Source organism: Pedobacter nanyangensis (assembly GCF_003313505.1).
In the GTDB taxonomy this organism is placed as follows: domain Bacteria; phylum Bacteroidota; class Bacteroidia; order Sphingobacteriales; family Sphingobacteriaceae; genus Pedobacter; species Pedobacter nanyangensis.
The window spans coordinates 1-11,688 of record NZ_QMHO01000018.1; the positions used below are offsets into that span (position 1 = coordinate 1).

An 11,688-nucleotide genomic window follows, 5' to 3' on the forward strand; every position below is an offset into this window, starting at 1 on the left:
TGCATTCAAGAAAGGACGGAACAAAAGCGAACATCAGCCCGTTCCTCTTTGAACAACATACCCAATCGACATAGCCTGTTAGCCATTGCAGGGTTTGGCAGCATACCATAGTTAGCACCATGCCTTAGCTGGCAACATGCCGAATTTGGTACCCTGCCGTAGTTGGCGTCCTCGCCAACGGCAAATACTTCAATCTTGATAAATGAGAGGGCTTACAACCAGCAGTTGGCGGGGACGACAACTACAGCCAACCTATAAGCTAAAGCTGCATTCAGGAAAGGACAGAACAAAAGCGAACATCAGCCCGTTCCTCTTTGAACAACATACCCAATCGGCATAGCCTGTTAGCCATTGCCGGGTTTGGCAACATGCCATAGTTAGCAACCATGCCTTGGTTAGCAATATGCCTTAGCTGGCAACATACCATAGTTAGCACTATGCCGAATTTAGCACCATGCCTTAGCTCGCACCATGCCGGATTTGGCACCATGCCGTAGTTGGCGTCCCCGCCAACGGCAAATATTTCAATCTTGATAAATGAGAGGGCTTACAACCAGCAGTTGGCGAGGACGCCAACTACAGCCTACCTACAACTACAGCCAACCTATGAAGCTAAAGCTGCATTCAAGAAAGGACGGAACAAAAGCGAACATCAGCCCGTTCCTCTTTGCACAACATGCCCAATCGGCATAGCCTGTTAGCCATTGCAGGGTTTGGCAGCATGCCATAGTTGGCTCCATGCCTTGGTTAGCACCATGCCGTAGCTCGCACCATGCCGAATTTAGCACGATGCCGTAGTTGGCGTCCTCGCCAACGGCAAATATTTCAATCTTGATAAATGAGAGGGCTTACAACCAGCAGTTGGCGAGGACGCCAACTACAGCAGCCTATGAAGCTAAAGCTGCATTCAGGAAAGGACAGAACAAAAGCGAACATCAGCCCGTTCCTCTTTGAACAACATACCCAATCGGCATAGCCTGTCAGCCATTGCAGGGTTTGGCAGCATGCCATAGTTAGCTCAATGCCTTGGTTGACAACATGCCTTAGCTGGCAACATGCCGTAGTTGGCGTCCTCGCCAACGGCAAATACTTCAATCTTGATAAATGAGAGGGCTTACAACCAGCAGTTGGCGGGGACGACAACTACAGCCAACCTATAAGCTAAAGCTGCATTCAGGAAAGGACAGAACAAAAGCGAACATCAGCCCGTTCCTCTTTGCACAACATACCCAATCGGCATAGCCTGTTAGCCATTGCAGGGTTTGGCAGCATGCCATAGTTAGCTCAATGCCTTGGTTGGCAACATGCCTTAGCTGGCAACATGCCGGATTTAGCACCATGCTGGATTTAGCACCATGCCGTAGTTGGCGTCCTCGCCAACGGCAAATACTTCAATCTTTATAATGAGTTAAAAACTTAAAGGGGTTTTCCTTTTGCATGTAAAAAGAAGCCGAAGACCAATAATACTCTTCGGGCAATGCTGCTAAATTCCAGTGCCGCTGCAACGGATTTTGATGGATATAATCTAGTTTTTCCTCTAAAAACCATTCGCTCCAACACTCCTTCACCATACAATCCTTTTGCCAAAATTGGAAAGTCCTATCCTTTAAGTCGACACGATATGGAGCTAGGGCCTTAAGTCCAGCAGAAGACAATTCTCGCTTAAAGACATGGGCCGTATAGCTTAACAATGCGCCCTGTACCTGCGACCTTTCAAAATCATCGGAAATCTTCCATAACAGATGCAAGTGGTTGGGCATAATGACAAATCCAAATATCACGCATCTCCCGTTTGAAGTTAACCATTCCATAGTGTTTACTATCAGCATCTTAAAATTATCGTCCAAAAGATGTTTCCAGTCTAAAATGGTAGCCGTTAAAAATTCGACATGATATGAATTATTCATAACAAAATTCTGAGCATAGGTAAAACATAGAACCTGTTAAATATTTGTTGGAGGGTACTAAATATAGTCTAGCTAAATCGGCACATATAAAAACACTGGAGCGGATTCACTTACAGTCCTTCTAGAGCATCATCTTCTGTCAAGAAATGCGAAATAGCTTCAACATCTTTCTCAAAAACATGTAGCTGTATCCCGCTAATCGAAGTATCAAAAACCGGATAAACCAATGCAGCATTCTCTCCGGTAAGAAAACACTCAAACCCTGCATCCTGCAAACGAGCTCTAACAATATTTGCCTCCATAGGGCTCTCAAAAGTTTTGTAGACTACAATTTTATTTTCCATACGGATAAATATAAGGATTTACTTGGACAGAAATTCCTGCCACCAATAGCCAGACTGTTTTATGGTACGCTGCTGCGTTTTGAAATCATTATGCACCAGGCCAAATCTAGCCTGATAACCTTCGGCCCATTCAAAATTATCCATCAGGGTCCACGCCAAATAACCTGTAATATTCGCTCCTTCATTTTTAGCCTTTAATGCTGCAGCTAGATAGGCTTTAAAATAATTTATTCTCTCCACATCATCTATCTTTCCATTTACAAGCTTGTCGTGAAAAGCAGCGCCATTTTCGGTGATCATGATATGCTTCACCTGTGGGTAAGCGGCAAACTGTTTAATGATGCGATAAAAACTATCGGCATTAATTTCCCAGCCCATGGCCGTGCAGGGCACTTTCCTGCTTTTAGCTTTCACCTCCCAGGCCTGCACTACTGGGATAAAAGCATTGTACTTAACTACCAGCGGAAAATAGTTTTGGATACCGATAAAATCAAAATCAAATGCCATGCGACTTTGATGGCGCCATGTAGAATAACTGATGGCAAATTTCTCCAATACATCCCAATTACCCGTAGGGAAACCCAGGCCTAAGGCGGGCTCCAAAAAGAAGCGGTTCATCAAAACATCCGTTCTTTTTGCAATCATCATATCCTGGTCAGCGTGGCTGTAAGGTACAATTTCCGAACATGAAAAGGCGGTGCCGATCACCGCTTGCCCAACCTCGGCCCTTAAAATCCTACCTCCATCAGCCTGTGCAATAGCCGTATGTAGTGCTGCTTCAAAAAAATTGGTAACTCCAGTAAGTCCCGGGGCATGCACCCCTAGCATATATCCCAGGGAAGTAAAGCCAAAAGGTTCGTTAATTACAATCCAGTGTTTTACCTTATTACCATACTCCTTAGCACAAAAAAGCACATATTCATTAAAAGCGTGGTTAATTCCGTAGGCTGTCCATCCACCTTCTTTAGAAAGGGCTTCGGGCAAATCCCAGTGATAAAGGGTAACCATGGGGATCAGATCATTCTTCAGGCATTCATCTATTACCTTATGATAAAAGGCAACACCTTCGGCATTGAGTTTATCATCTCCCAAAGGGAAAATACGCGGCCAGGCAATAGACATCCGGAACACTTTAAAGCCCAGTGTTTTCACCAAAGCAATATCTTGTGGATAACGATGATAAAAATCGCAAGCTTCCTCAGGCTTATGTCCTTTTTTGATTTTTCCCGGCTTCTTAGAAAAAGTATCCCAAATACTGGGCCCCTTACCATATGTACTGGCCGCACCTTCTATTTGAGCAGCTGCTGTAGCTACACCCCATAAAAAATCTTTACCGAAATCGCTGCTGTACATTACCTCAAATAAAATGAATAAAATGCGAGATTATGTAAAGTTAAAGTTATTTAAATATTAAAGTAAAATTGAACGCCTAAGGCACGTAAGTTTATCTAAACGTAGTCCCCCAGAAACTAAAATGTTCGAAGGTTTCTAAGGTGGTTAAAAAATAAAATCAAACATCTAACACACTATCCTCCCAATCCAATCTGCCTCAACAAAATTGCTGCATTAAACTTGGCACAAGGCCCCTGTTTCATGAGGTAATCAAAATCCATTTCCTCACCTATCAACTGAATATCGAAATGAAAATTACGCACCGTGGCAGGATGCGCCTGTTCGAGTTCGGAGAGCTGTAGATCATGCGTGGCAAACAAAGTGGGAATCTGCAAGGCGATCAATTTCTCAATAAAGGCTTTGGAGCCATCAAACTTGTCCTTGCTGTTGGTGCCTCTTAGCATTTCATCAATCAGTACAAAGGTATTATGGTGTACCTCTACCTCTGTCAAAATCATTTTTAGCCGGTTCAGTTCAGCTTTAAACGTGGAGGTGTTTTCAATCAGGTTATCTTTAATACGCATGTAGGTAAGTAGCTTAAAAATAGAAAGTTCCATTTTCGCCGCACACACTGGTGCGCCGGCATAGGCCAATACCATATTAATTCCTACGGTACGCAGAAAAGTACTTTTACCCGCCATGTTAGAACCTGTAACAATGTCTACTGTTGGATGTTCCCGGAGCATATAATCATTGTCCACCCGTTTGTTTACCGGAATTAGCGGATGCCCTAAGGTTTGAGCCTTTAGCGAAAAACCGTCATTTATTTTGGGGAAGATCCATTGCGGCTGGTTATAATGCAAAGTGGCCATCGAGATCAGTTCCTCAAAGTACCCAATACGATCTAAGCCCAAAGCCACTTCCGCCCCAACGTTGGCAGTCCAATTCCCTAGTTTCACACAGCATTTCAGGTCCCACAACAAAAAGAAATTCAGGATGGCGTACAGCAGGAAATTCAATCTTGCATCAAACTCTACGATAATTTTCGCCAAAGCTTTAATATGTCCGCTTACCTTTTCTTGAGTATGGAACAAAGCTTTAATATAATGGCTTCTCCACTCATGCTGTTCGGTCCAGGCAATGGCCTCCGCATAGCTGCCCAATAAATTGGAACTGCCACTAAAACCGTAATAAACCTGGGTTATCTGTTTCGAATACCGATAGGTAAGCAGTGCGTTGGCAAAAGCGCCTAAACCAAAAACACCCCATATCTTGCCTCCAAAAACTAATCCTGCAAACAAAAGAACCAACATCAGGTAAGGTACAAGTTTTACATAAAGTCTTAAAAATCGGTTCGTGGTAAAAGCAACCTGCCTAACCAGTTGCTGTGTTAATTTATGCTTAATTTCCTCAATCCTGCCCAGCTCATGCCCACGTAGGTTGGCCCTGAACTCAAACGCACTATCTATATGTAGCATTAATTCGGCGATAGCCTGTTGCCGGGCCAAAATGGTTTCTTTGTTGCTTTCGGCAGCTAAATGCCGGGCCAGGGTTTCTACGCCAAGTTTACTTGCGCTTCTATTGATCAGGGCATATAATGATGATTTGCCAAAAATATCCAAATCAGAAAGGTATGGATGCTGCTCATCTTCAAACATCGATCCATCATCATAGCCATTTGGATTTCCGCGTAGCATGCCCATTTCATTTTCGTATACCCAAAGTAGGTTTTGGTGAAATTGATACTGCTTTTCAAGTTTATTTTGTTGTTTCACTACGGCCACAAATACCGCAACAGGCAATAACAGAAGGCAGCTCCAGATAGCAGTTGAGAGGTCGGTACCAGAGCTGGTTAAACCAACAAAAAAACCTACCTCAACCAACAACAATGCTACCCGTACCACCGAAAGCCTGTCGATCTGTTTCTTTAGTGCTGAAATATGCTCTTGCTGTTGTTTAGCTGAAGCTTCGTATGTTTTTAGTCTATCTTGCTCGGTATTTAACATTATCTTTGTAGAAATTTATGCATTGGGCTAATATGGACGCCCAAGCATTCAACTTGTTTCATCCATGTTATGAAAAAGTAATTTAAAGCTGTAAAGATAAAATACTAGATGAAGATTAGCCTAATAGCCATTGGCAAAACTGAAGATAAATACCTCGTTGAAGGCATCGGGAAATACCTGGGCAGGTTGAAACACTACATCAACTTTAGCTTTACGGCAATTCCCGATATCAAAAACAGCAAAAACCTCTCCGAAGCACAACAAAAAAGCAAGGAGGCCGAGCTTATTTTAAAACAGTTGACCAATAGCGATGTTGTTGTACTATTGGATGAAAAAGGCAAGAAATACAGTTCGATGCAATTTTCTCAATATATCAATAAGCAAATGGTGGGCAGTGTGCAAAACCTGGTTTTTATTATTGGTGGCCCGTATGGTTTTGACGAAAGCATTTACCAAAGGTCCAACAGCAGCATCTCCCTATCGGACATGACGTTCTCGCATCAAATGGTACGACTGTTTTTTGTAGAACAATTATACCGTGCTTTTACTATCTTGAAAAACGAGCCTTATCATCATGAATAAATTTACCCACAAATACAGTGATGGCTATAGCAGTAAATATTCGTGCATTTGTGGCAAAACATTGTGGAATATCTTTAACTAAAACATCACCTTATAAAAAGGAGGCATTATGAAGTTACCGAGCGATTATAAAAGAAACTACAAATTCAGGACAGACACTTCCAAAGAAAAAAAGTATATCAATGCCATTTTAATCATTGCCATAGCGTTGGTAGTGCTTTGGTATGTCTATAAATATTTCTTTGCATAAAAAAACACCAATCTTTAACGGATTGGTGTTTTTTATTTTAAAAATCTTCTTAGAATATCAGGCTCCTCTTTTAGCTGGCATAGTTGCCTTTTTTGCCGGAGCAGCAGTTTTTGCGGTTGGTGCTTTGGCTGTTTTTGCTTTAGGGGCCGCTTTTGGCTTAGCTTCAACCTTATCCTCTACTTTAGGTGCAGCCTCTTCAGTTCCTGGCGCTGCTTCTGTAAACAAAGGCATATCTTTCAACAAGTTGTACCAAGTTAAGATTTTCTTCATATCAGAAGCGTAAACTTTCTCTTGGTCGTGGTTCGGAGCTACTTCGTTAAAGAAGTTTCTTAAGGTATTTCCATCGGCCTTTAAATCAGGCACTGCGGTTTTAGTAGCCGCTATGTTGGCCAATACATCGGTAAGCTTCAGCTCATCATCTTCGCCATAAATGGTAATGTCTTCCAACGAAGCCAATTTAGTGTTCGAAAGGTTAGCTACAATCTTTAATTTTTGCGCATCAAGACTTTCTAAAACATAGCCAGCCTTGTTTTGCCCAATAAGTTTAAAAAGACCGGGTCTACCTGAAACAGATACAATTCCTCTTAAATTCATCTTTTTTATTTGTTAAGCGGCTAGCGTAAGGTGCAAAGCGTTTAAAAACGCCAAACGCCAAACGCCCAACGCATTTAGTCTTCAATTACTTCTACAGTTAAAATTTTATCTCCTTGGCGGATATCGTCAACAAGGTCTACATTTTCAACCACTTTACCAAAACAAGTATGGTTACGGTCTAAGTGTGCAGTATTATCTCTGCTGTGACAAATGAAAAACTGCGAACCGCCGGTGTTTCTGCCAGCGTGTGCCATCGAGAGTACCCCCCTGTCGTGGTATTGGTTGTCGCCATCTAATTCACAGTCAATTTTGTAGCCTGGCCCACCAGTTCCCGGGATACCGGCAGCTCCATCTTTAGAGTTAGGGCAGCCACCTTGCACCACAAAGTTAGGGATCACACGGTGGAAAGTTACGCCATCGTAAAATCCTTCTTTAGCTAATTTTTTAAAGTTTGCAACGGCTTTAGGAGCATCTTTTTCATAAAACTCCACGGTCATGTCGCCTTTTACCGTTTTTATAATTGCTTTACCCATTTTCATTTTTTGTTAAGAGTGCAAATTTAAACAAATAAATTAAATGTGATAAGGTGATGATATGATGATAAGATAATGGCGTTTTAAGCAAAGGCAGGCCGGTACTCATCGGCCCTGCAACTTCTCTTTATGCCGCAATCGCTTTGCGCTAGCGTACTGCTTAAATTTTACAGGTGAGCTAAGGGGCACTCCCGGTGTTAATCATTTTGGCCTACCCATAACATATAAACTACTAGAGCTACATCCTACGCCAGGAACAGGTGTCCTGCAATACCTTTCCTCCTTGTATAGATTTTACCAAGATCGTATTTTTCCCGGGTTGCAGTTCAACATTTTCCCATAAAACAGTTTTTAAGTTGTTGGTATTTTTGCTGGAATAGAATTTTCCGTTTAACCATAGCTCCACGGTTTGCATGTTGGAAAAAACCTTAATATTGGCTGTTTTTTTGCGTCGAATATTATTTCTTCGCTCCGCAATGTAAAGTATTGGCTCTGGATTCCAATTGGCTTTATAAAAATAAAAGGCATCCTTTTTAATTTTTCTATCATAGGTGACCAGGCCCTTGTCATTAATGCCATTATGGTCGCCTTCTGTACGTATCGAAGATCCAAAATCAGTTAAAACCCAGATAAATTTCCCCCAAACAAACGGGCGTTGCTTTAGTGCCGCCCAGTGCTTTTCATGGAAGGCGGTTTGCCATTCTTCGGGGTGGAAGTGTCCGGAGGGATTGGGTTTAGTCAATTCTTCGATGTGTTTAAACGGGCTGGCCCCTGCACCATATTCACTTACTGAAATTGGAACAAGGGGCATGATCTGGTGTGTTTCATCGGCCCATTTCGCAATGTCATCAAAATTTCCGCCGTACCAGCCGTAATATTTATTCCACCCCATCAGGTCAGTCAAACCGTTAAACTCTTTTTGTTTAAGATTGGAAGCTAGTGTTGTCAATCTGCCTGGATCTTCTTGTTTTACCAAAGCATCCAATTCACGAATAAAAGGTTCCGGATCGTCATAATCCAGCTTTAATTCATTAAAAATTCCCCAGAAAAAAATGGACGGATGATTATAATTCTGTCTAATTAACTCCCTGAGCATTGTCTTAATATTATCTTCAAGCACTTTATTTTTCATGTAGCCAGTACCCGTATATCCTCCTGGTCCAACAAAGGGAATTTCCGACCAAAGTATGATCCCATTTCGGTCGCACAAGTCATAAAAATATTTGTTTTGCGGGTAGTGTGTTAAGCGCATGGCTGTAGCCCCTAATTCTTTAATGAGCTCCATGTCATTGTCTTGGTCTGCATTACTCAAAGCCGAACCTTTGCTAGCCAGATCTTCATGGCGACCTGCTCCGTACAGATCAAGGTATTTTCCGTTTAAAAAAAAGCCTTTATCAGGATCGACATGAAAAAAACGTAAACCGAGCGGCTGGATTACCTTATCAATGAGCTGCTCATTTTTCCATAAGCTAACTGCTACGGTATAGAGGTAGGCATCGCTTTTTCCGTCCCATAAGTGTGGATTGTTGAGGTTTAGTTCTTGACTATACTGCGCACTATGGCTATCCATAAGATTTGCAATGGCCGAAGCGACCACATTTTTTTTCTTATCGTATATCTCGGTTCTTATTGATAAACCGGTGTTGTTAACGAGCGATAGTTTAGTTAACACCTTAATTTTTGCGGATTTTGCTGATACTTGTTGTTGGCTGATATAAATTCCAGATGAGCCATGGTCCAAAGGACTGATACAGTTCTGGCCTGTTATGATGAGGGATACCGGGCGGTGAATGCCTCCGTAAACATTAAAATCGCCATGAAGGGGAATAACATCCAGCCGATAGGCATTGCTTGCCTGTACTATAACAGTATTAGCTCCTTGCTTTACAAAATTTGTTATTTCAAAACAAAATCCGGTATATCCGCCCTTATGTTCGTTTACAAATTTGTTGTTCAGCAATACCGCTGCTACACTGTTAACCCCTTCGAAATATAGGAACAGCCTTTTGCCTTTCATCTCCTCTGTTACGTTAAGTGTATTCTCATAAATGGCCGAGGTACGGTTATAAGCAGCCACTCCTTTCAGCGTTTCCGCAGCATTCCAGGTGTGGGGAAGGTCAATTTTTTGTTTGGTGATGTTTTGCTCAAAATTATAAGCAAAATAAAACTGCCAATTTTTATTAAAGGGCAGGGTTTCCCTACCATTGCCGGCATAGCCGGATCCTACACTAAACATTAAAAAAAAGAGGGTGATAATTTTTTTATACGGCATGATAATTTTGTGTTCTCCTGTTTGATTTGTGTAATGGGTAATAGTTTTAGTATGGTTTTTCTTGTATTACCAGCCTGGATTTTGTACCAAGGCCGGACTTCTGCCAATTTCAAGGCTTGTGATCGGGATCTGTCCGCTCGCCGCTTCCATTTCAAAATTACCGTGCCGGTCCGTTAACGCGGTGGTTTCCGTTCCCTCCAAGGTGATCAAAACATCGGACAAAGGGTCGCCCTGCACATCGGTAACCTTACCCTTAAATTTCTGACTTTGCGCCATTACCGATAATGGCAGGGCCAAAAGCAGAAAAAACAATTTCATCAAGTAGTTTTTTCTCATCGTATTTTATTGATTTTTCTAAGTGGATATATAAATCGGACAGGCCATACGCTTCCTTTCGGAGTGCTTATCCCTCCGGCAATACCTTCTCAGTAGGTTTTTATTTTTCTATTGGATTTTTAAAGTTTTTAATAATCTCCAGGGATACTGGTTTTTATCTGTCAATACAGCATCGCCCGCCGTCATATTCGATAGTTTTTCTTTTCCGCTGATATTTCCCTTAAAGGAGTTGCGTCTCCAGGTCAATGCGTTATACTGTTTGGCAGATTTTGTAAATTGTCCTTTAGTTGCCCCCATAAACTGGAAAACATTGTTTTCAAATATTACATTCTTAGGAACAGCATGTTCAATGTCAATAAGTTCAACTTTAACAGAATCGTTTGAATTGTTATAAAAAACATTACCTGAGATCAGGGTGCTGTCTGTTGTCAGGGCAAAATTGAAAAGGCGCTTCCGATTATTTCCATCGTTAATGCTTAGGTTATTTCTAATGATATTATTCTTGGTCATCCAACTTTTGGCATTGATCGCATCAGAAATAACCAGCATAAAACCTCCTTCATTATCATGGCTATAATTGTTTTGTATAGTGGTATGGTTACAGTTGCCATCAATATCGAACGACTGGCCGTCATTTGAATAGTCGCGGTTCTGTGTAAAAGCTACTTCATTGTATTGGATTACGGTATGGTCGCTGCTGTGTGGCCAAATCCCAACGGCATTATCTTTGGCCCTGGTCCTGATGTAAAATAATTTATTGTGCTCCACAACAGATCCATCAAAGGCTTTAATCACAATCCCATCTCCGCCGATATCCTGAAGCTTGCAGCCCCTGATCACCAGGTTTCTGTTAGGGAACCAATTGTCCCTAAACCCAAATGTACCGTTCCCCCTGATACCGTTACGATCTACACGTTCCAACGTACAATATTCTATCAGCAGGTTTTCGATGTTGCTGTTTTTTGGCCCCTGACAATCCCAATAAATGCCGTGGCCTTCTTTGCTTCCCTTTTTATTATCGCCATTGATATCATGGATATAGAGATTGCTTAAGCGGATATTGGTAATTGTCCCAATGTTTTCGGCCATGATGCAAACACCAGTTGGCCCGGTTTTCTGCTCTTTAACAGTACTATCTTTATTAGAAATATCGAGGTCGCGTACCACAACATTGCTGATGTTCCTCAGCAAGACGGCATCTCGGAATTTACCTTCAGCGGCAATTACTGGTTTGTTGCCTTTGGCATAAGACCCAAAAACAATTGGTTTTACTTTTGAGCCGCTACCCTGGGGCACAAGCTGTCCCTTCCACACGCCACCACATTTAAAGAAAACCTGGTCGCCTGGTTTAAACACCTGTTTATTCACCCTGTCAAGACTTTTCCAGGCCATTTCCAAAGTAGTTCCCGAAGCATTATCGTCACCTTTTTCGCTATCTACATAAAAGCTACTTGCCCCATTATGCTGGGCAAATAGTCCTGTACAAAAAAGAAGCCCGGTAAAAAATAAGTAAAGCTTTTTCATAGTAACTA

12 protein-coding genes are annotated in these 11,688 nt (G+C 41.9%); 3 read left to right on the forward strand and 9 right to left on the reverse strand.

Going from position 1 to position 11,688, the window contains the following annotated elements; all coding sequences use genetic code 11:
- Nucleotides 1-537 precede the first annotated feature (537 nt).
- Nucleotides 538-693 carry a hypothetical protein gene (locus tag DUT71_RS20300; protein WP_162796123.1) on the forward strand — a complete coding sequence of 52 codons (156 nt, stop codon included), beginning with the start codon at nucleotides 538-540 and terminating at the stop codon, nucleotides 691-693.
- Between the two features lie 698 nt (nucleotides 694-1,391).
- On the opposite strand, the gene DUT71_RS18940 is transcribed toward DUT71_RS20300, so the two are convergent.
- The 4 genes from DUT71_RS18940 to DUT71_RS18955 all read right to left on the reverse strand — a co-directional run bounded on the left by DUT71_RS18940 (nucleotide 1,392) and on the right by DUT71_RS18955 (nucleotide 5,589).
- On the reverse strand, nucleotides 1,392-1,907 hold the full coding sequence (locus DUT71_RS18940) for a transposase (protein WP_113664117.1): 516 nt from the start codon (nucleotides 1,905-1,907) through the stop codon (nucleotides 1,392-1,394).
- Nucleotides 1,908-2,017: 110 nt separating this feature from the next.
- Entirely contained in the window at nucleotides 2,018-2,251 is a 234-nt protein-coding gene (locus DUT71_RS18945; RefSeq protein WP_113664118.1) for a putative signal transducing protein, read from the reverse strand.
- An 18-nt stretch (nucleotides 2,252-2,269) separates the two neighbouring features.
- Nucleotides 2,270-3,604 (reverse strand): GH1 family beta-glucosidase, encoded by a 1,335-nt coding sequence (locus tag DUT71_RS18950; protein WP_113664119.1) that lies wholly within the window; start codon nucleotides 3,602-3,604, stop codon nucleotides 2,270-2,272.
- 173 nt (nucleotides 3,605-3,777) lie between these two features.
- Entirely contained in the window at nucleotides 3,778-5,589 is a 1,812-nt protein-coding gene (locus tag DUT71_RS18955; RefSeq protein WP_113664120.1) for a MutS-related protein, read from the reverse strand.
- Nucleotides 5,590-5,697: 108 nt separating this feature from the next.
- On the opposite strand from DUT71_RS18955, the gene rlmH reads away from it, so the two are divergent.
- Both rlmH and DUT71_RS20415 read left to right on the forward strand, forming a co-directional pair.
- Nucleotides 5,698-6,171, forward strand: coding sequence for a 23S rRNA (pseudouridine(1915)-N(3))-methyltransferase RlmH (gene rlmH, locus DUT71_RS18960; protein WP_113664121.1), 474 nt, complete (start codon nucleotides 5,698-5,700; stop codon nucleotides 6,169-6,171).
- Nucleotides 6,172-6,280: 109 nt separating this feature from the next.
- On the forward strand, nucleotides 6,281-6,421 hold the full coding sequence (locus tag DUT71_RS20415; protein ID WP_205313997.1) for a hypothetical protein: 141 nt from the start codon (nucleotides 6,281-6,283) through the stop codon (nucleotides 6,419-6,421).
- Between the two features lie 57 nt (nucleotides 6,422-6,478).
- Here DUT71_RS20415 and DUT71_RS18965 read toward each other — a convergent pair whose 3' ends face one another.
- The 5 genes from DUT71_RS18965 to DUT71_RS18985 form a co-directional block, all read right to left on the reverse strand.
- Nucleotides 6,479-7,015 carry a DUF5606 family protein gene (locus tag DUT71_RS18965; RefSeq protein ID WP_113664122.1) on the reverse strand — a complete coding sequence of 179 codons (537 nt, stop codon included), beginning with the start codon at nucleotides 7,013-7,015 and terminating at the stop codon, nucleotides 6,479-6,481.
- Between the two features lie 74 nt (nucleotides 7,016-7,089).
- The gene (locus tag DUT71_RS18970) at nucleotides 7,090-7,548 is read right to left on the reverse strand and encodes a peptidylprolyl isomerase (protein ID WP_113664151.1); all 459 of its coding nucleotides are present in this window, start codon (nucleotides 7,546-7,548) and stop codon (nucleotides 7,090-7,092) included.
- Between the two features lie 238 nt (nucleotides 7,549-7,786).
- Nucleotides 7,787-9,784, reverse strand: coding sequence for a glycoside hydrolase family 2 protein (locus DUT71_RS18975; protein ID WP_162796124.1), 1,998 nt, complete (start codon nucleotides 9,782-9,784; stop codon nucleotides 7,787-7,789).
- Nucleotides 9,785-9,886: 102 nt separating this feature from the next.
- Nucleotides 9,887-10,156: a hypothetical protein gene (locus DUT71_RS18980; RefSeq protein WP_113664124.1), complete on the reverse strand. Its 270-nt coding sequence runs from the start codon at nucleotides 10,154-10,156 to the stop codon at nucleotides 9,887-9,889.
- Between the two features lie 108 nt (nucleotides 10,157-10,264).
- Nucleotides 10,265-11,680: a right-handed parallel beta-helix repeat-containing protein gene (locus DUT71_RS18985; RefSeq protein WP_113664125.1), complete on the reverse strand. Its 1,416-nt coding sequence runs from the start codon at nucleotides 11,678-11,680 to the stop codon at nucleotides 10,265-10,267.
- Between the last annotated feature and the right edge of the window lie 8 nt (nucleotides 11,681-11,688).